The 19,550-nt window shown below is 43.3% G+C and carries 19 protein-coding genes; 8 read left to right on the forward strand and 11 right to left on the reverse strand.

Features of this window, described 5'->3' with window-relative positions:
• Positions 1-125 precede the first annotated feature (125 nt).
• The 5 genes from METLIM_RS00290 to METLIM_RS00310 all read right to left on the reverse strand — a co-directional run bounded on the left by METLIM_RS00290 (position 126) and on the right by METLIM_RS00310 (position 4,351).
• Positions 126-569: an FKBP-type peptidyl-prolyl cis-trans isomerase gene (locus METLIM_RS00290; RefSeq protein WP_004075789.1), complete on the reverse strand. Its 444-nt coding sequence runs from the start codon at positions 567-569 to the stop codon at positions 126-128.
• Between the two features lie 410 nt (positions 570-979).
• Positions 980-1,546 carry an FKBP-type peptidyl-prolyl cis-trans isomerase gene (locus tag METLIM_RS00295; RefSeq protein ID WP_004075790.1) on the reverse strand — a complete coding sequence of 189 codons (567 nt, stop codon included), beginning with the start codon at positions 1,544-1,546 and terminating at the stop codon, positions 980-982.
• Between the two features lie 212 nt (positions 1,547-1,758).
• On the reverse strand, positions 1,759-2,892 hold the full coding sequence (locus METLIM_RS00300) for a hypothetical protein (protein WP_004075791.1): 1,134 nt from the start codon (positions 2,890-2,892) through the stop codon (positions 1,759-1,761).
• A complete protein-coding gene (locus tag METLIM_RS00305; RefSeq protein WP_004075792.1) occupies positions 2,876-3,862 on the reverse strand; it encodes a homoserine dehydrogenase in 987 nt (328 codons plus the stop codon). The genes METLIM_RS00300 and METLIM_RS00305 overlap by 17 nt, the downstream gene beginning before the upstream one ends.
• Positions 3,863-4,351, reverse strand: coding sequence for a hypothetical protein (locus METLIM_RS00310; RefSeq protein WP_004075793.1), 489 nt, complete (start codon positions 4,349-4,351; stop codon positions 3,863-3,865).
• Between the two features lie 203 nt (positions 4,352-4,554).
• Between METLIM_RS00310 and METLIM_RS16800 the strand changes: the two genes are divergently transcribed.
• Complete coding sequence (locus METLIM_RS16800) at positions 4,555-4,701, forward strand: hypothetical protein (protein WP_004075794.1); 147 nt, start codon at positions 4,555-4,557, stop codon at positions 4,699-4,701.
• Positions 4,702-5,229, forward strand: a complete 528-nt coding sequence (locus tag METLIM_RS00315) for a GNAT family N-acetyltransferase (protein ID WP_004075795.1) — start codon at positions 4,702-4,704, stop codon at positions 5,227-5,229.
• Positions 5,230-5,256: 27 nt separating this feature from the next.
• Here the strand turns inward: METLIM_RS00315 and METLIM_RS00320 are convergent, their stop codons facing one another.
• Both METLIM_RS00320 and METLIM_RS00325 read right to left on the reverse strand, forming a co-directional pair.
• Entirely contained in the window at positions 5,257-6,075 is an 819-nt protein-coding gene (locus METLIM_RS00320) for an NAD(+)/NADH kinase (RefSeq protein ID WP_004075796.1), read from the reverse strand.
• A gap of 27 nt (positions 6,076-6,102) precedes the next feature.
• The gene (locus tag METLIM_RS00325; protein ID WP_004075797.1) at positions 6,103-6,885 is read right to left on the reverse strand and encodes a bifunctional fructose-bisphosphatase/inositol-phosphate phosphatase; all 783 of its coding nucleotides are present in this window, start codon (positions 6,883-6,885) and stop codon (positions 6,103-6,105) included.
• A gap of 75 nt (positions 6,886-6,960) precedes the next feature.
• On the opposite strand from METLIM_RS00325, the gene METLIM_RS00330 reads away from it, so the two are divergent.
• The gene (locus tag METLIM_RS00330) at positions 6,961-7,341 is read left to right on the forward strand and encodes a translation initiation factor IF-5A (protein ID WP_004075798.1); all 381 of its coding nucleotides are present in this window, start codon (positions 6,961-6,963) and stop codon (positions 7,339-7,341) included.
• Positions 7,342-7,346: 5 nt separating this feature from the next.
• Complete coding sequence (gene speB, locus METLIM_RS00335; protein ID WP_004075799.1) at positions 7,347-8,216, forward strand: agmatinase; 870 nt, start codon at positions 7,347-7,349, stop codon at positions 8,214-8,216.
• A 153-nt stretch (positions 8,217-8,369) separates the two neighbouring features.
• Here the strand turns inward: speB and METLIM_RS00340 are convergent, their stop codons facing one another.
• The 4 genes from METLIM_RS00340 to METLIM_RS00355 form a co-directional block, all read right to left on the reverse strand.
• The gene (locus METLIM_RS00340) at positions 8,370-9,137 is read right to left on the reverse strand and encodes a hypothetical protein (RefSeq protein WP_004075800.1); all 768 of its coding nucleotides are present in this window, start codon (positions 9,135-9,137) and stop codon (positions 8,370-8,372) included.
• A 126-nt stretch (positions 9,138-9,263) separates the two neighbouring features.
• Complete coding sequence (locus tag METLIM_RS00345) at positions 9,264-10,319, reverse strand: DUF1786 domain-containing protein (protein ID WP_245543557.1); 1,056 nt, start codon at positions 10,317-10,319, stop codon at positions 9,264-9,266.
• Positions 10,297-13,935 (reverse strand): anaerobic ribonucleoside-triphosphate reductase, encoded by a 3,639-nt coding sequence (gene nrdD, locus METLIM_RS00350; protein WP_004075802.1) that lies wholly within the window; start codon positions 13,933-13,935, stop codon positions 10,297-10,299. The genes METLIM_RS00345 and nrdD overlap by 23 nt, the downstream gene beginning before the upstream one ends.
• 3 nt (positions 13,936-13,938) lie before the next feature.
• Positions 13,939-14,208 (reverse strand): glutaredoxin family protein, encoded by a 270-nt coding sequence (locus tag METLIM_RS00355; RefSeq protein WP_004075803.1) that lies wholly within the window; start codon positions 14,206-14,208, stop codon positions 13,939-13,941.
• Positions 14,209-14,540: 332 nt separating this feature from the next.
• On the opposite strand from METLIM_RS00355, the gene thpR reads away from it, so the two are divergent.
• The 4 genes from thpR (at position 14,541) to glnA (ending at position 19,448) form a co-directional block, all read left to right on the forward strand.
• A complete protein-coding gene (gene thpR / locus METLIM_RS00360; protein WP_052300853.1) occupies positions 14,541-15,128 on the forward strand; it encodes an RNA 2',3'-cyclic phosphodiesterase in 588 nt (195 codons plus the stop codon).
• Entirely contained in the window at positions 15,125-16,501 is a 1,377-nt protein-coding gene (gene cca, locus METLIM_RS00365; RefSeq protein ID WP_004075805.1) for a CCA tRNA nucleotidyltransferase, read from the forward strand. The genes thpR and cca overlap by 4 nt, the downstream gene beginning before the upstream one ends.
• A 502-nt stretch (positions 16,502-17,003) precedes the next feature.
• A complete protein-coding gene (locus tag METLIM_RS00370) occupies positions 17,004-18,011 on the forward strand; it encodes a phosphate signaling complex PhoU family protein (protein WP_004075806.1) in 1,008 nt (335 codons plus the stop codon).
• Between the two features lie 132 nt (positions 18,012-18,143).
• Positions 18,144-19,448: a type I glutamate--ammonia ligase gene (glnA, locus tag METLIM_RS00375; protein ID WP_245543558.1), complete on the forward strand. Its 1,305-nt coding sequence runs from the start codon at positions 18,144-18,146 to the stop codon at positions 19,446-19,448.
• The last annotated feature ends 102 nt before the right edge of the window (positions 19,449-19,550 follow it).

Here is a 19,550-nt window from a genome sequence, read left to right on the forward strand (position 1 = left end):
ATAAAGATAGATAAATTATACCACCTGAAACAGTATTATTATGTATTGTCCCATATACCTTCCTGAAAACTAAAAACCAGAAGAAGAGGAAAACTCCGGATTCCAGCCTTCATTCTCAGAAATTCTTAGATCTTCTCATCCGGAAGGATATCCACAAGAATAATCTCGTACTCCATATCCTCACCGGCCATCGGATGGTTGCCATCTACCTTAAGGTATTTTCCGGACGACTCAACAACTTCCACAAGCGCCTTTTTGCCGTTTGGGAGAGTAATATTCACCATATCTCCTTTTTCAGGATCACCCACAAGGTTAAGATGCTTCTTCTTCATCCGGAAGACAAGCCTGCTGCTGTAACTGCCATAAGCCTTCTCAGCCGGAAGACTAACTGTTTTCTTATCTCCGGGTTTCATGCCTGCAAGAGCCTCCTCAAATACAGGATTTATTTTGCCCTCACCAAGACGCACCTCCTGTGGATCGCCCTCAAGAGATGATTCAAATACTTCGCCTTCCGATGTCCTGCTCGTAAAATGAACAAGTAAAAGGTCTCCTTTCTCTGCCCCTGACATCCCACTATCTTAGGACAGTCAGATATATAACAGAAACGGCTGAGGAAAAACGCTGAAAAAAAAAGAAAATAATAATCACTCATTACGCATTTTAGAGATTAAGGACAAATTAAGAAGAATATATGGCGCAGAACTGTAAATCACCACAAATCCACGTCAGAAAAAATGATAAATGAATAAATAAATATAATTTAAATATAACTCAAACATAATTTAAATATAACTCAAACATAATTTAAATATAACTCAAACATAATTTAAATATAACTCAAACATAATTTAAATATAACTCAAACATAATTTAAATATAACTCAAACATAATTTAAATATAACTCAAACATAATTTAAATATAACTCAAACATAATTTAAATATAACTCAAACATAATTTAAATATAATTTAATTATAATTATCTCTCAACTGAAGCAAGTGTAATCTCAAAAGTCAGATTTTTGCCTGCAAGCTTATGATTTGCATCAAGAATTATTTCATCCTCTGTAATATCGGCAATTGTTACAGGGTACTGCCTGCCGGAATTATCAGAGATATAAAACTGCTGCCCTACCTCAGGCTCCTCGCCTTCAGGGAAAGTTGATCGGTCTGCCGGAAAGAGAAGAGCTTCATCATACTCACCATATGCCACGTCGGGAGTGAGTGTTACTGTTTTAACTTCCCCGGCTTTCATGCCAGAGACTGCATCATCAAAACCCTTAATCATCCGGCCGGAGCCAAGGATGAAGACAAGAGGGTTTCCTTCCTTTGACTGGTCAAATATCTCCCCGTCATCAAGTGTCCCTTTATAATAAACAGACACCTTATCCCCTGCCTGTGCTGTCACCTGTGAATTCTTATCATCCGGACCAACTCCCTGTGAATTAACCCTCTGATCAGCACCTGTGCATCCGGATGCCAGCACACATGCAAAAACCAGCAGAAGAGCCGGAAGCAGATATAACATAAATTTTCTCTCGGTCATAATTATCCTGATATTAATATCAACCCAGAGACCTGATTAATCAAACGGTTTGTCAATTAACCACGCCCTGCTAACGCGGAGATGGTGTCTGATTAAAATATGAATAAAAAAACAGTGCCATAAAAAAGGGGGCCATAAAATGAATGAAAACTGAACAGCAGGCAATCCTCAGCCTGGAGAAATGCTGCAACAGAATAGATATACCGGAGGATTCAGGCATCAAATCCTGCATATGGATTTAACTGAATATCATTAGAAAGCCCGCGAAATGAAACTGCTGCAAGTGCCCCGATAATACCCCTGCCGCCATACAGGGATATACTGTTATCCTTCGCAACATTCCGGGCATAAACCTCATCCAGAATTTCTCTTCTTGAGAGCCGGCCAAAATCCCTCAGTTCATCGCTGATCTCAAAGCCGCATTTGAAAGCAATACCCCAGTCCTCAGAGAGGGACTCCTCCTCAACAAAACGGAGAGCAAGCTCACGTACGTGGGAAAAGACAACCGGATCGACCGCAAGCTCAATATAACTGCATGAATTCCCGGTAGTGCAGATCGAAGGATCAGGTTTAAGCATGACCACCCGGTGAACTATAGGAATAACTCCTTTCACCTTCCGGAGATACTGAAGCAGGCCAAGTGCAAGGGCAAATGTTGCACCTCCATCCTTACTGTCGGTATCGTCAATACCAATTATCAGATGGCTGAGAGCCTTTGTTGTCACTTCACCTTCAACAATACTGCTGCCCTCTATCTTTCTGGTCCTAACATCGACAACGCCCTCTGCAAGGCTCATCATATCTGTCAGCGAATAAGCCGGGCCGCCTATACACCGGATAGTCTGGACAATAAACTCACCGCAGGTGCCTGCCCTCCGGAGATCTGCAATACCTACGGCCGGATCAGGGAAAAGACCAATTCTCTTCATATCACCCTTATGACCTGCAACAGATGCATACTCAACAAGCAAAGTTCCCTCCCGTGTCGCCCTTGAAATCCCGCCGCCGGCAAGAGAATGATGATGCCGGCAGAATGCAGCACAACCACCGCTCCTGCATTCATGAAATATCAGAACATTATTCCCGTCAACGGTTGTGAAAATACTCTTGCATGCCGACTGCAGCATAGTTCCGGTGGTCACATACCTCGCCGGAACTCTGCCCCTCTTCTCTTCTTTTAAAATAATACACTTTTCACTGGCAAGACGGTTTACCCAGTCCTGTACAGTACTTCTCGGAATACCTGAAGTTCCGGCAATGTCATTAACTGTAAAAAATCCTTTTTCGAGGGTAAAATCCCTCATAAATCCAAGAAGCTCACGCCTCTTCTCAAGCACACCGGCCATTTAATTTCCTGATAAAGAGCAGGTCTGCAATAATTGCACTTGCAGTCTCTACAGAACCGGCACCACGGCCGATTAATGTAACCTCCCCTGCAAGGTCAGTCTCCGCAGTTACTGCATTGAGAGTTCCGTGAACCACAAGAGTGTGGTTTTTGGGCAGAACACGCGGCATAACCCTTAAAAGTTCTTTTTCGCAGTCAATCTCACCAATCAGCCGGATGGTAAGGTCATCCTCGCCTGCAAGCTGAAGGGATTCTGACGTGATCATATTTATGCCTGCAATTTCAACATCCTCAAGGGATTTTTTATAGCCAAGGACAGTATTTGCAAGGATTACAAGCTTTATCGCCGCATCTATACCCATGACATCGTAGGTAGGATCAGCTTCGGCATATCCAAGCTCCCTTGCCTCCAGAAGAGCCTGACTGTATGTCAGTTTCTCATCAGCCATTCTGGTCAGGATGTAATTACATGTCCCGTTGAAGACACCATATATTCTTTTTATATCATTCCCCGCAAGGCCGTTTTGCAGTGAGAGTATGATCGGTATTGCACCGCAGACTGTTGCCTCAAACTTCAGCTCAACGCCGTTCTCATCTGCGAGTTCTTTTAGTTCCGGATATTTAAGTGCCACCGGACCTTTATTTGATGTAATAACATGCTTACCTGATGATAGTGCCTTTCTTATATAACCAAGTGCAGGCTCTCCGGTCTCTGCATCAGTAGGAGTAACCTCAATTAAAACATCAAAATCAGCTTCCGATATAACATCATCCGGAGTCAGCCCGATTTTTCCGCATAATCCGGAGTTTTCCTTTGCAATGAATACTGACTGGATGTCAAGACCACTATTGTCTATTGCAGCGCTCTTTGAATCGGCAATGGCAGTTACCGTGATGCCAAGGCCCTTATCCCTGATTATTGAAGCGATTCCCTTACCGACAGATCCAAAACCGATTATTGCAACCTTCATTTAAAAGTCCTCCAGAGGCTCTATTATCAGAATATCCTTCTTCTCCGCGATATTACGCAGAATCTCAAGGGCACGCCCTATATCCTCCAGACTGTCGGATTTTATTGTCATCTTTGCAGACGTAGGCTCATTTATAGCCGGCATTACCATTGAAAGAGCACCTACCTCTGCAAATCCGGTATCATCAATTTTCTGCACAGTATCACTGAGATCTGTATGCAGAAGATGACCGATAAGAATGAAGGACTTTCTGATAAGATGCTGTTCTTCTCCGACCCTGAGAATATTTACATTACTCTTCTTCATGAGATCAATCATCTCATCAAGCTTATTTTCCGGAAGTTCAAGCTGAATCCGGACATCAAGGGTTCCGTTTTCAGAAAGGGGATCACGTTCGTGTATCACTGATTTTATATTCCCGCCAACTTCCGATATTGGTTTTAAGGCTGCAAGGAGCTGCCCCGGCAGATCCCTGACCTCAAGCTTCATTGAAACCTGCAATTTTCCTCCAACCTCCTGTTAAAAGAGTTGATCTGCAAAACTGATAAGTCTTTTACAAACAGATTACGGAATATGGTTTATCAAAAATCAAAATCGTCCTGAACTAAGAACCCAGGAATAACTATATATACAAAAAAACAGATTAGTAGAATATCACTTATAATCCGAAAATAATAATTAAGGAGGAAAAAATGGCAAAACCAATAGAACTGGGATTAACACTCTCCGGTAGCGATGCCCGAAGATTCAATAAATATATGAGACATCCTACTTATCCAAAAAAAGCAAGAGAAATGCTAAAAAATGCTGCAAAAAGAGCAGAATACAAAACAGATTAAATGGAACTCCCGGATAATATTCCCAAAGAACAGTTAATATTTTCATTTTTATCAAAAAAGGACAAATTATCAGGGTTTGATTGTTCTGAATCTGAATTAAACGAATTTTTGGTACAGGATGCACTGGACAATCAGATTAGAAAATTTTCAGTTACGCGCCTTTTATACTGGAATAACAATATCACAGGTTATTTCACACTGGTTAATGACTGTATCAGCATTGATAACCTGGAAAATGTAGATCGTCAGGATGATATTATCTATAGAAAATATCCTGCATTGAAAATTGCACGACTTGCAACAGATAAAAATTTTGAAAATAAGGGGATTGGAACCCATATGGTTGATGAAATATTTTATATTGCATTCAAAATATCAAACAGTGTGGGTTGCAGGATATTAACTGTAGATTCAAAACAGAATTCAGTTACCTTTTACCAAAAATTCGGTTTTAAAAGGGCTACAAATTCACGTAGAGAGACAATTCCCATGTATCTTGACTTCCATTCCGCATTAAAACAGGAATAAAGAATGATCTGACAACAGAAAATTCAGTCAGACACTCTTCAGTTTGCTGTCAACTTTTGCAAAGAAATTTTTGCCAAGATTTATGAACAGTGCAGGATCTTCGGACTTTTCGATGCTGACAACATTGCCGTTGTAAAGTTCCATTATCAGCTCACCGTCAATGACAAGATCAGCCGGCTTCGGACTGTCAAGTTCAACACCAACCCTTCGTTCGATACTGATAAGATGAGGCCTTGAGGAGAGATGATACGGTGCAAGAGGCACTACCAGAAAACATTCGATTAACGGATCGACAATAGGCCCTCCGGCACTCATGGCGTAACCTGTAGAACCTGTCGGTGTGCTTATCAGAACACCATCTGCCCTGAACCTCTCAGCCGGAACATGATCCACATTGATTGTAAACTCCAGAATTTTTGCAGGCCGTGATGTAACAATGACAGCTTCATTAAGGGCATCGCCGACATTATAACCGTCAACCTTTACTGAAAGCCTCATCCTCTCTTCAATGGTAAAATTTCCGGATTCGATCTTTTCAAACTGCTCCCTTGCCTCATCAGGTTCAAGTTCAGAGAGAAATCCAACATGACCCTTGTTGATGCAGAGAAGCGGGATCTGCCTGCCAATCTCCCTGACGCAGCGCAATACAGAACCATCACCTCCAATAACGACAATAATATCTGTATCAATTGCAGAAAACGGGACTCCGCCCTCTATCGAGAGCGCATCCGCCGTCTTCCGCTCAAATATCACCTGATGTCCTCTTCCGGATATAAAAGCACCAAATTCCCTTGCGTACTCCAGAACATCCTTATTATCCGGACGCGATACAATTCCAAATCTCATCTGCAAAACCTAAAAGCCCTTCTACTTTCACCTGAGGTACTCAATAACCTTATTGTGGATACAGCCATTTGTCGCAACAAGGCAGCGCCCGTCCGATACATCATCAGAAAAATTAACCGGCCCGCCCGTCCGGCCGGTAACAACACCGCCCGCACACTTACAGAAATACATACCGGCCGCAGCATCAGTGACTCTCAACGTATCCCTTACATCAACAAACCCGTCAAGTCTGCCTGCACCGACATAGCACAGTTCAAGGGCTGATGCACCGTAAAGTCTCCAGCGTCTCACCTTTTTGCCAAGCTTCTCTATTGATGACGGGTCAAACTTCCTGCCATAGATACTGAGAGTGGCCTTCTCAAGCAGATCTGTATCTGAGACTGACACTCTCCTCCCGTCAACCTCAGCACCGGTCTCTTCAGAGGCATAAAACAGTTCACCATGTGCAAGATCTTTCACAAATGCATGCGTTATCTCCCCTTCATACTCATAAGCAACAGAGAGGGCATAAAACGGATTTCCGGTCACTGCATTATGTGTTCCGTCGATTGGATCCAGAAATATCCGGCCCTCACCCGAACCAAAGTCATAAATCCCTGCCTCTTCACTGACGGCATACCGGCAGAGGTTATTTTCCCGGATATAATCAAATACAATATCTTCCGCGATTTTGTCGATAAGTTTTGTCGCTGTGCCGTCAGCACCCTGACAGACGATCCTTGCGCCCTCACGGGTACCTTCAATCCCGGAAATACCGCTGATTACCCTCTGTGACATCTCTTCACAGTGTCTTTTGAAATCTTCCTGCATCCTGTACCCAAACCTTTCTTTTTTCGTTGATTTTATTTAAGGTGATTTAGATATAACATATAGAGTTTGATCATCATGAAAGAACAGACAGAAATTGGAAAATTAAAAGAAGGCCGCTACGTTGTAATCGAAGATGAACCATGTAAAATTCTCGCAATTGCCACCTCAAAACCCGGAAAACACGGTGCTGCAAAGTCAAGAATTGATGCAATGGGAATATTTGACGGAGTAAAGAGATCAATCGTTCAGCCGGTTTCAGCAAAGACCTACGTCCCGATTGTAGAGAGAAGAAGCGCGCAGGTTATATCAATAGCCGGCGACACAGTCCAGTTAATGGATATCAAGGATTTTGAGATGTTTGAGATGAATATTGGTGCTGACAAGGCTGCAACACTTGAGGCCGGTTCAGAGATTCCATATATTTCATCACTTGGAAAGAAGAAACTTGACAGTTAAATAAAATGCAATACTTTCTAAAACCTTTTTTTGCAGATGCTGAATGCGCTTACGAAGACGCTGATTACATAATATTCGGTGTCCCTTACGACGGAACGACATCATACCTTTCAGGAACCAGACTCGGCCCTAAGGCAATAAGGGAGGCTTCCTGGAATTTCGAGACATATCTCCCGGATTTTGATCTGGACATCTCAGAGATAGCCATATGCGACATGGGAGACCTTGAAATATCAACCGTTCCTGAGATGGTCATATGCGAAGTTGAATCTGCAGTGCGTGATTTCACGGAAGAGAACAAATTTCCGGTAATCCTCGGGGGGGAACATTCACTCACCATTGGCGCACTGAATGCCATAAGGCCCGAATGCTATGTCGTATGCGATGCCCACCTGGATTTAAGGGAGGAATTCGGCAGCACACCTTTCAACCACGCCTGTGTCACCAGAAGGGCATTCGATATGGGCGCGGAGATATTTATCATCGGTGCACGAAGCGGACCTGAAGAAGAATTCCGGCTTGCAGGGGAGAATGAAAGAATTCATCTTTACACTCCGGACGATGTCAGAAGAAGAGGCATCTCCGGAATATGTGATGAGATCATCAGTATAATCTCCGGAAGAAAAACCTATCTCTCTATTGACGCGGATGTCATAGACTGTTGCCTGACTCCGGGACTGGGGACTCCCGAACCCTTTGGGCTTGATACCTTTGACATAAGGGACCTTGTCAGAAAGATCGGCCCGTATGCATCTGCATTTGATTACGTAGAGGTATGCCCGACAGATTCAGGTCAGACTGCTACGGTTGCTGCAAAAATTATCCGTGAATTTATTGCAGTTCACAGCATATCTGCAAAAGAAGTACAGAACTGAGAGAAATAAACCGGAACTCAAGAGAAAGTCCTGAAAAAACAGAATATTAATTTCAATAAATTTCAGTAATGTTCAGACCGGAATTTATACCACCCGGACAAAGTCCTTTTTTTATTCCAGAGATGTCCGGGATTATCCTTAATCTGACAAAAATCAGACATAACTGGACGGGATTTTAATCTCAATCTTATAGGACTGAAGCATATTGGGATGAATTATGAAGTAATAATTGCCGAATCCCTCATAAAATTCATGTCGCCAGATGAACTCCTCAAATTCACCCCTCGCAATTGTTGCCCCGGATTCATCCACTCCCTCAAGAAGTGCTTCCTCCGGGAAAGGAGCCTCAGTCATTGTATTAAGGACATATTCAACGCCGTTTGGCTTGTCGGCATTCATCACCTGAATATTTACCGAAGGTGTGAGGTAAAACTGCTGACCGGCCTCTGCACCCTCACCACCAACTGATCCAAAGCCCTCCAGCGTCACATCCATAATCCAGTAAGGGTACGGAATATTGAAGATCTGGGTTGTAGCATCCCACTGCCCGTTGATCTCGGCATATGTGACATATGTCTCATTTATCTCCTCATCGGCAGGCACATTGAAACCAAAGTCTTTGAGCTGAGACTCCCACTGCATATTATATGTGGAGGGATCGACAAACTGCACCTCTTTAGGAGTAAGACCGTCCCATTCGGGAGTAGCTGCCGCTGTAGGTTTTACTGAAAGGGAAGGGGAATAAGGATTATCCATAGCGCCCTGCGGAACAGGGATCTGCTGTGGAACGGTAATTGTATCATTTGAAGTTTCAGGCAGGGGAATAATCGGATCTCCGTTTATCAGCGGCTTTACAACAAGAGCCAGAATAAGAACTATGGCAATTGCACCGATAAAAAATATTAAATCCTGCCTTTCCATGGAAACAATATGGTTCTGTTTTTATTTATAAGTAATTTCAGCGACAAAAAAAGTCGGTTTTTTATAATCACAACTGATTAATTCCGGATGACCATTTACAGATGACCACCGGCACATTCAGAAACTTTAACCCCTAAGCTCCTCCCAGAATCTGAGAAGGCCGAAACAACCTGAGAGCATCATATCGCCATACGGTGCCGCCTGATATGCATCCGGCAGCAGCTTAAATCTGTTAGGGCCAGTAACTGCAATATTATCTGTAAGAAGAGGCTTTCTTACCTCTGCACCGTGTCCGTTGTCATCAAATACTTCCTTCCCGGAAATTGTACCTCTCTTAAGCTCCTCAATATATTTAAGCAGACCGGCCGTTGAGAGCCTCCCCGTATGGTGCTCAAAAATACCATAAATTTCCGTGCCTTTAATCGTAAAAACAAGAGTATGCCCGTTTCCGGCATTGACAAGCACAAGGCCGGATTCAGACATCTTCTTCACGACAGGATCGCATAACGCACCCATAATTGCCGCAGGTCCGGTATCTGTTACAAGACTTCCCGGCGCCTGCTTCAGGACAGACCGCATCCTTGTCATTGAAGGATGCGGAGGATCTGACGTAAGGGAATTGAGCACCCAGTCATTCTCATCCAGAAGTTCTCTGAAGAGATTCATCCTGTATATCCTGTTGCTCATATCCGGAGAATACCCGTGATCCTGAACTGCAAAGGCAAAATTTTTGGGATAATCAAGGGAGAAGGAGTCAAAGACACCTTTAATCTCCCTCTCCATAAAATCCCTGGTCTCAATAACAACTGCATCAGAAGGTGCACAGGACGTAATTTTAATTCCCTTCTCGCGAACTGAATCAGCATTGTCCCTTATGGTAAGTGCGGCCTCCTCAGTTGCTGTCACCCCAGTACCGGAATTAACTGCGTGCATAATCGCAGCAACACAGTCCCCGCCACCCATAGTAAAACCTTTCAGATGAATAGGCCGGCCGGTTCTCACCGCAGCCATGATCTCCTTTCCGACAATGACATTCGGGGAAGGGAGAACAAATTTCACAGAATTTTCAACGGATTTTTCCGGATCAAAAAAAAGAATATCCTGAGTTCCCTTCCCTACATCTATAGAGAGAATATCCCTGTCGATATCAAACATATAATCATACCCGAATTCCGCTGTCAACCGGAGAGAATACCGGTTCCTTATCATCTTCAGGCTTATATTCGGTAAACTGTTTTAAAGATACTGTAAGATCTCTTGTGAATGCAAAATATCCGATCTGGGTATTTTTACAGAGATTCATAGCCATATCCATAAGCCCTCTTGGATCAGGCCTTGCCTCCCCAAGCCAGATATGGAATATATTACCGCCGTCAACTATAGGGAAGAAGACATGTTCAATCTCCATTCTCTTTGTAAGGGTTACATCGGCTCCGGGAGAGACATGGGTGCCGTTTGTGTAGTAAACCGGAAGATCAAAGGACTCACCCAGATTTTCAAGAGCAGATTTGAGATCTCCTTTTACAACATCAGCCGCATAATCGTGGAAATTATCTTCAATGAGATCAGCCACTGCAAACCTCTGTCCGGTTGTCTCCGCAGGGGTTCTTGCAAGGGCAATGGTCATCCCCTGCCTTGATGAGATCTCCTTTGCATAAAGCTCCATCTCAGTCATTGCACGTACGGCAAGCTTAAATGCCTCGCGGTTTTCATGCAGTTCATATCCGGTATGATGCTTAACCATCTCATTTACGCCGACAATACCGACAGTATAGACCAGACCTTCAAGGTCCACCGCAACCTCACCCCTGATCTCACTGTCAGGATCGTTTGGATCCTTTGGCCTCTGCATTGCAAAGGGCATACGGCCCTTTGCGCGGATATTGTCCATCCAGCGTCTCTTTATCTTAAAGATCTCAGTGGCAACATCCATCAGCCTCTTAAGTTCGGAGAATAATGCCTCATCGCTGCCTTCAGCCTTGTATGCAGCCCTTGGGCAGTTGACTGAGACGACCTGCCATGAACCCATCGAGAAATGCTTCCCGTCTTTAAATATGAGTTTATCATCAAAATGATCGTCATCATCAGCCATTGATGAGAACTGGTAGGCACAGCACTGATAGCACGATATACCCTCTCCGGCACCCCTGTATGCAGGAATCTGATTGTCATAATATGGTGTGCCGTACTTGGATGCAAGTTCAAAGGTCAGCAGGTACAAATCCCTGTACGAAGGAATTCCCGGATTATTACGGTTGAACTCCTCATCCTCTTCCATGAAATCCGGCTCAATGCTCACTTCAGGCTTTGGGAAATTAAACGGCTTGCCCCAGTAATCACCCTCAAGCATGACTTCCATAAGCGCCCTGAAAAGGAGGCGGACCTCCTTCTCGAAATCACCGTAAACCTTCAGAGGGGCCTGTTCACCATCCCATATTTTACCTTTGTATATGCATGGTTTATCTTTCCAGAGTTTAGGAACGCCCGGGCTTAACTGCACTGAGGAGAAGACGACCTGACCACCTCTTGCAACCATCATCTGTGTCATCTCATAGACAAACATCTGCATCAGCTGCATAATGGATTCATAATCCAGACCTTCAAAATATGGCGCAAGGAATGTGAGGAAGTTGTAATAACCCTGCCCTCCGGCGAAATTTGTCTGAGCACTGCCCAGAGCCTTAACTGCATGAAGCACTGCCACTTCAGCCCTCTTTGCCGGGCCTGCAACCGAGGCTTTGGTTCCGTTTCCGTCCGGCATAAGGCCATAATAGAAGAAGTACCTGAGGTCCCAGTCCTGACAGTTATGAATCAAAAGCCCGTCTGATGCAAAAAATGTATGGCTCTCTTCACTTCCGTCACCTTTCAGGAAGAAATCATAAACATACGACCCAGAGGGCGTATCAGGCTCAACTGAAACCACACGTTCCGGTCCGCCGGCTTTTTTGATCTCATGACAGCCTGCAATAAAATTGTCAATATGGGCCTGACGTTCATCGAGGAATGATGCATATTCTGAGAATATTTCAACATTCTTTCTGCCCTGGAACTGAACCCGGTACAGCGTCCGGCGCCCGGAATCTTCACTGTACAGTTCTGTAATATGTGGATTTATTCCAAGTGATGTCAGAAGAAGACTAAGCTCCTGGCGAAGTGACTCAGAAGCAGTTGTATAATTAACAATACAATCAGATTTTTCCGGCCTGTAATATGCAGATCCATCTCCGGTAAAGAGTGCTGAGAGGAATTCACGCAGCAGGGCATTATCAGCATGATAGACTATCCATGGCAGGCGTTTCTGCACACTTCCTTCAGGAATATTAAAGACAAACCGGAATAGCAGATAAACCAGCTTTCCTCCGAAATATACCTGTAGTGCACGCTTCTTTTCAACTTCTACACCATAAATTGTGGTTATATCATCAACAGGCTGTGTAACTGTTGCAAATGTATTCAGGGTCTCCGTTACTGATGCCTGGATTGCTGCTGACTGGTGGTTTTCTGTGATAGCGAGATTATACTGTCCCTTTTCAGGGTAAGCATTGTAATTTCCTTCTGATACAAAGAAACCAAGCAGACGCATAAGATCAGGAGTAACAGGAAGAATGGCTGGGAGATCATGAGTGCTTCCGGTCGCCCCAACTGTAATACCTGATCTCTCAGCTATCCCGTAATGATTACAGAACTCAAGGTAATGCCTGATTGGCATTATACCCCTGGAATACCACTGCTTCTGGTGGGTGATGCCAAGAGCCTCTGAGATTCCCTGGAATGATTCAGCTTCACCAGCCTCCACAACAGAGGAGAAATATTCTCCGGCTCCCCGTACATAAATCCCTTCCAGCAGGTCATCGGGAACAGATGTAATCAGTTCATGAATGAGATCAATCTCACTGACAGGTTCGCCACGGACAGAATCTGAATCTGAGATTGCATAGAGTATATCACCCTTTACTATCTCCTCTGCTTTCCTGATAACCATCCCTTCATCTTTCTGCACAGGAATCCTGTGCTCTTTTGTGACGGACAGTGAGCGACCACCCGATGTCTTTATCCGGATCAGTTCTCCGTCATTCACCTTACGCCGGGTAACCTTATCCACACAGGCCCAGCCCTTCTTTGTAAGAAGTTCAAGATCATCAGTATGCAGGGTATCTCCTGAGAAGAGCAGTTCATCAGGCCGCACACTCCGGATACGGCCGGCAGATCTCATTGGAATGACAGTGCTGCCGTCAATGCAGAACGGTCTTGTGCCAAAATACTCAAGGTCATGAATGTGCATATCACCACGCAGGTGGTAATCCGCAAGTTCCGGAGGCAGCTGGAGGAGATACTGCTCTTTGCTTATCTTGTCAGCCTTCTTCTTATGCGATGTCTCGGCATTTTCCTGAAGGTTTGCATTATCCTTGGACTCAAAACCCTTTCCGACATCAATCATATGAGCATCATAAACAGGCGTGCCCACTCTTGTAAGAACATTCCTGTATTCATGAAGATCATTTTCAATGAGTGTAATATTCAGAATTTCCCTGATCAAAGGTCCGCTCAGAAATTTAAGTCCCATTTTAAGGATCTTCTGCTCAACATTTCTGGCAATATCCCTTGCAAGCTCCTCATCTGCTGCTTTCCCCCCATAAAACTCCTCTAAAAGAAGTGATTCCTTCAGAATCATCCGGACTATTCTCTCCCGGTCCCAGTCAATTATATGGCCGGTTGAAGTCCTGACTTTCGGAAGCGGAGGGAGAGTAAATCCATCAAGGGTCTTCTGTCTTGAGGCCCTGTTCTGTTCTCCCGGCATCAGTTAATCACCTTTTATAAGAGGAAGGACAGTATCCGCATTTACTGAACCCTCTTTAAATATCTCTGATGACGTAAGGAAAGTATCCCCCACCTGAAGAACCGGCGCTTCCCTGACAAAGACATTGTTAAGGCGAAGTTCGGTCATATTAACGGGATCTGAGAGATCAAGTTCAGAATATTCAAAACCGTTTGCTTTAATAAAAGTCTTCAATATTTCACAATTTGGACAGATTTCAAGAGTATATACTACAATATTTAAATTTTCTCCCAATAAAAAAACCTCCGGTAGATAGCTATTACATTATTGTTTATGATGGCATAAAACCATACTCATCCGAGCCGATCAAAGGATTTATCCCTGATATGACAGAGGCTTAAAAAATATAATATATCGCTATTTTCAGGAAATTGCGGCCGAACTCCAGAGATTAAATTATGTACAGTCTGCTGCACCGGGTTTACTGTTTACCTGATAAGATAATACTTACGGGCGGCAGGAGATCATATCAGATAATAGCCCGTTACAGGGAATTCTTCAGCAGACCGGCACTTAATTAATTTCAGGATGCCAGTGACCACCAATATTTCACCGGAAATATTGGAATGATTCATCTTAACTGCCGCACAAATATTAATCATATGACAAGGGTATTTGTGGCAATTGAACTCCCGCAGGAGATAAAGGAGCAGTTTCATGCAGTTCATGGCAGACTGAAAGAATCAGATGCAAAACTTACATTTGTAAATCCGGATATTGCACATATCACCCTGAAATTTATAGGAGAAGTGAACGAGGAGAAACTCAGTGAAATTATCACAGCCCTCAAAAAACTTACCTGTGAATCTTTTGAGATGGCCACCGGAAAACCGGAGCTGAACAGCAGGAAAAACCCGCGCATAATATGGATTTCATGCACTGACAAGGGGGAATCTGAAAAACTCTTCAGCGCCGTTGAGGAACTGCTCAGTCAGGCAGGAATACCAAAGGAGAAGAGAGATTTTAAAGCACACGCAACTCTCGCAAGAATAAAAAAATACTCCCCGGGATTAAAAGAGATAATATATCAGAATTCAGACGGATGCTTCTGTTTCAGCCCGGACAAATTTAAGGTATCAGCAATATACCTGAAAAAGAGCACACTGACACCACAGGGGCCGGTGTACGAAGATATTCTGGAGGTAGAGTTTTGAAATATTCTGATATCGAAAACAGTATACTTCAAAAGATCAGGCCAAAGCAGGAAGAGAGGGAGAGGGTTGAATCCGTAGCCCTGGAGCTGCTTGCCGAAGTTGACAGGAGCGAATATGCAACCGGGATGGTCGTAGGATCAATTGCACGCGACACCTGGGTATCAGGAGACCGGGATCTTGATGTATTCATGCTTTTTGACCCCTCTGTCACAAGAGAAGACCTTGAGAAGAAAGGCCTTTCCCTGGCAAAAGAGATCACAGAGAAATTCGGCGCAGTTCCGGTTGAAAAATATGCTGAACACCCCTACATCAATACAAATATCAAAGGATTTGACATCGATCTCGTCCCGTGCTACAGCATCAGATCAGCAGCAAACATCCTCAGCGCGGTTGACAGGACCCCTTTTCATACACGATACATTAAAGAGAAAGTGACCGGCCTTACAGATGACATCCTCCTTGCCAAACGGTTTGCAAAATCATGTGGAGTGTACGGCTCAGACCATATGACAGAAGGGTTTGCAGGATATCTCTGTGAACTTCTTGTTTACCATTACGGCGGGTTTAAAGAACTCATCAGAGCCGCGGCATCCGAATGGAAACCGGGCCTGATAATCGATATTGAGGAACACAGGACAAAAGATTTTGATGAACCGCTGACCGTCGTTGATCCTGTTGATCCTGGAAGAAATGTTGCAGCGTCGCTCTCGGCATCAAAGATGGCCGAGTTCTCAGAATATTCAAGAGGGTACCTCGAAAAACCATCAGAAATCTTTTTTGAACTCCGGGAAAAAAAATACCTTACAAAAGAGGAATATAAGGAAATACTTGCAGAAAGAGGCACATACATCTATTCAGTTGTCTTTAAAACACCAAATGCAATTCCTGACATTATAGTGCCGCAGCTCAGAAAGAGTGTATCCGGCATTGAGGAGATGCTTGAAAGAAACGGATTTGCAGTTAACAGATACAGCGAATTTATGGGAGAGGAAAACTGCATACTTCTCTTTGAACTTTTAAATGATAATCTGCCCGGAATAATAAAGCGGGAAGGTCCGCCGCTGTGGAACAGAGCAAATGCAGAAAAATTTTTCCATAAACATCTTGACAGCACCAGTTCAGGCCCTTATATTGAAAATGCAAGATATTATGTGGAGATTGAAAGGAAGTACAGAAATGCCGGAGAGATTCTGAATTCACCGGAAGTTCTCCAGTCAGGGCTTGGCAAACATGTCAGAAGGTCCATAAATAACGGATATGATGTATTTTCCGGAGATGCCTGCTACAGTGATGAATTTTCAGGATTTCTGCATGATTTTTTCAGGAAATACTCACCATTTGCAGAAATTTATACTGATGTAAACAGCAGATAAACCTTATAAAATATTTTCAGAATAAACAGCCAGATTGCCGTGTCAGCATCATCTGCCGCCCATAACACAATTTTTCCGGAATTAACATTTATCCGGACGTTTTCAGACCACATCTAAATTAATATTACCATTATCATTATTATACCTGAATTTTAACCTGCAAAAAGAAATCTACTTCACAGTGCCGCTTTCCGGGATACAGCAGACTCCAAAAATATATTTCTCACATTCGGAACTGCCTGAAAATATTACGGATATTACAGATCCATAACGGAAAGTACAATATTACATCGCAGGACCATAACGGAAAATAATCCCGTAAAATAATCCGTGGTTGAGATAAAGAGACACCCACCAGAAAAGTATATACTATTTTGAAATAATATATAGAGCTGAAAAGAACATAACAGAGAATAACAGGATTTCCTAAAAACCAATCCGGAAATGAAGATGAGTTTTAGAATTCCAATGATGAGATATTCAGTTAAACGGTGAAAAATGCATGGAAATAAGAAAAGTACAGATAACAGGCGGATCCTCCTATATAGTCTCTCTGCCAAAAGAGTGGATCAGAGAATCAGACATTAAAAAAAATGACCCTCTCGGACTTATAGTTCAGCCGGACGGAACCCTCACAATAACTCCAAGACTCTCAGGCAAGACGGCAGAGAGAGAAAAAGAGTTCAATATGAAGGAGATCAGAGATCCGGATGTACTCTACAGACTACTTATAGGCGCTTATGTTACCGGATATAACCGGATAATAATAAAAGCTCAGACAAGACTCCCATCTTTTGCCCACAGAGTCGTCAGAATGTTCATCCAGGTCTCAATAGGTCAGGAGGTATCGGAAGAGACAGAGAGAACAATTGTGATTAAAGACCTCTTAAATCCCGGAGAGATGCCATTTGAAAACATAATATCAAGAATGATCGTCATCATTGAAGGAATGACAAAAGATTCACTCTTCGCATTAAAAACCCGTGACAGCGAACTTACGGATGACATAATCCTGAGAGACAGAGATATAAACAGACTGTACTGGCTGATCTCAAGGCAGTACAACCTCCTCTTAAAAAACGTATCACTTTCAAGAGAAATGGGGATAAATGTGGACAATGCTATCCATTATCTCCAGGTATCAAGAGTACTTGAAAGAGTAGGCGATCAGATCGTACACATCGCAGAAAATGTAAAATCACTCCTTTACACCCCTGTTGAAAGAAAAATGATGGACTCACTCACCCAACTGTCATACGAGTCCATAAATATCCTGAATTCGTCTGTAAAATCCTTCTATAACGAAGATATAAATCTCACAAACAATACACTGACAGACATTAAAGAATTCAGAAAAAAATGCGATAAAATATCCTATGATTTATTTGATACAAACAAACCGGGAATTGTTCCTTTTGCATACATAATTGAAAACTTCAAGAGAGTGAGCGAGTACTCAGGAGTAATATGCGAAACATCCATTAATTATTACGTAATGAACTCAGAATAACAGATAAACAGATAAATTTACCCCACAATCAAATATATAATTCTATATAGATCATATTTGAACTAAATTGGGATCCAAGATAGTTATAAATATACCTTTTTTCAAGTAATAATCATGTCAGAAATATCCAGAATGCTGGAAAGGATAGAGAAAGACAAAGTCAAATTTATCAGACTTCAGTTTTCAGACATCCAGGGCCAGATAAAAAATGTCGCCATACCTGCAATGCAGGCCGAAAAAGCACTAACACAGGGAATATCCTTTGATGGTTCCTCAATAGAAGGGTTCGCACGTATTGAAGAATCAGATATGCTGCTTAAGCCGGACCACACCACATACGCAGTCCTCCCCTGGAGACCGGAAGAGTCACGCGTTGCAAGATTCATCTGCGATGTCTACCGGCCAGACGGTACTCCGTTTGAAGGTGATCCAAGATACATCCTGAAAAAGACACTCGCAGAAGCAGCAGAGATGGGCTACACATTCAACACAGGTCCGGAACTTGAGTTCTTCCTGTTTAAGATGATAAACGGAAAACCAAGCATAGAATTTCAGGACCAGGGAGGATATTTTGACCTCGCCCCGACCGACCTTGCAGAGAATGTAAGACGTGACATCATACTGGCACTTACTGAGATGGGCTTTGAAATAGAGGCATCACACCATGAAGTTGCAGAAAGTCAGCACGAGATCGACTTTAAATACGGCGATGCACTGAAGACAGCAGATAATGTTGTAACATTCCGTTTTGCAACAAAGACAATTGCACTTCTGAACAACCTGCATGCAACATTCATGGCAAAACCCGTCTATGGAATAAACGGAAGCGGAATGCATGTAAACTGCTCACTCTTCAAAGACGGCAAAAATGCATTCTTCGATCCTGATACACCAAATCAGCTTTCAAGAGATTCACAGCACTTCATTGCAGGCGTACTAAACCACGCAAAGAGTATAACAAGAATTGCAAATCCGACAGTAAACTCCTACAAGCGTCTTGTACCCGGGTATGAAGCTCCGGTTTACATCGCATGGAGTGCATCCAACAGAACAGCTCTCATCCGCGTCCCGGCACCAAGAGGAAGCTCAACCAGAATAGAACTGCGCAGCCCTGACCCAACCTGCAACCCATACCTGACCTTTGCATCCATCCTTGCAGCCGGAATAGAAGGTATAAAGAACGAGATCGAACCTCCGGCAGACGCAAGCAAGAACATCTTCCACATGACGGAAGCAGAGAGGAAGCAGGCACATATTGACACACTGCCAGGTGACCTCATCACATCAAACAGGTACCTTATGGAAGATGACCTGATCTGCAGTACATTTGGAGAACACGTCACAGGAGCACTGAATTCAATCGCAGAGATGGAATGGGATTCATACAGAACAACAGTCCACCCATGGGAAGTTGAACAGTACCTTACCAGATATTAATTCACAACCTGCTGACAATAACAGACATACATCATAAAAACTATCCAAATCCGGTTCGCCTGCCGGTAATGACAAATATTAGCCCCGGAATTCCGGGCAGAA

The organism is Methanoplanus limicola DSM 2279 (genome assembly GCF_000243255.1).
GTDB classification, from domain to species: domain Archaea; phylum Halobacteriota; class Methanomicrobia; order Methanomicrobiales; family Methanomicrobiaceae; genus Methanoplanus; species Methanoplanus limicola.

What these genes read in the sequence shown, in the direction of transcription:
- METLIM_RS00370 (WP_004075806.1), top strand. Translation starts at nt 17,004, where the DNA reads ATGGAAATAAGAAAAGTACAGATAACAGGCGGATCCTCCTATATAGTC.
- METLIM_RS00330 (WP_004075798.1), top strand. Translation starts at nt 6,961, where the DNA reads ATGAAAGAACAGACAGAAATTGGAAAATTAAAAGAAGGCCGCTACGTT.
- glnA (WP_245543558.1), top strand. Translation starts at nt 18,144, where the DNA reads ATGCTGGAAAGGATAGAGAAAGACAAAGTCAAATTTATCAGACTTCAG.
- METLIM_RS00310 (WP_004075793.1), bottom strand. Translation starts at nt 4,351, where the DNA reads ATGAAGCTTGAGGTCAGGGATCTGCCGGGGCAGCTCCTTGCAGCCTTA.
- METLIM_RS00290 (WP_004075789.1), bottom strand. Translation starts at nt 569, where the DNA reads ATGTCAGGGGCAGAGAAAGGAGACCTTTTACTTGTTCATTTTACGAGC.
- METLIM_RS00320 (WP_004075796.1), bottom strand. Translation starts at nt 6,075, where the DNA reads ATGAGATTTGGAATTGTATCGCGTCCGGATAATAAGGATGTTCTGGAG.
- thpR (WP_052300853.1), top strand. Translation starts at nt 14,541, where the DNA reads ATGATTCATCTTAACTGCCGCACAAATATTAATCATATGACAAGGGTA.
- speB (WP_004075799.1), top strand. Translation starts at nt 7,347, where the DNA reads ATGCAATACTTTCTAAAACCTTTTTTTGCAGATGCTGAATGCGCTTAC.
- METLIM_RS00315 (WP_004075795.1), top strand. Translation starts at nt 4,702, where the DNA reads ATGGAACTCCCGGATAATATTCCCAAAGAACAGTTAATATTTTCATTT.
- METLIM_RS00340 (WP_004075800.1), bottom strand. Translation starts at nt 9,137, where the DNA reads ATGGAAAGGCAGGATTTAATATTTTTTATCGGTGCAATTGCCATAGTT.
- METLIM_RS16800 (WP_004075794.1), top strand. Translation starts at nt 4,555, where the DNA reads ATGGCAAAACCAATAGAACTGGGATTAACACTCTCCGGTAGCGATGCC.
- METLIM_RS00325 (WP_004075797.1), bottom strand. Translation starts at nt 6,885, where the DNA reads ATGCAGGAAGATTTCAAAAGACACTGTGAAGAGATGTCACAGAGGGTA.
- METLIM_RS00305 (WP_004075792.1), bottom strand. Translation starts at nt 3,862, where the DNA reads ATGAAGGTTGCAATAATCGGTTTTGGATCTGTCGGTAAGGGAATCGCT.
- nrdD (WP_004075802.1), bottom strand. Translation starts at nt 13,935, where the DNA reads ATGCCGGGAGAACAGAACAGGGCCTCAAGACAGAAGACCCTTGATGGA.
- METLIM_RS00295 (WP_004075790.1), bottom strand. Translation starts at nt 1,546, where the DNA reads ATGACCGAGAGAAAATTTATGTTATATCTGCTTCCGGCTCTTCTGCTG.
- METLIM_RS00300 (WP_004075791.1), bottom strand. Translation starts at nt 2,892, where the DNA reads ATGGCCGGTGTGCTTGAGAAGAGGCGTGAGCTTCTTGGATTTATGAGG.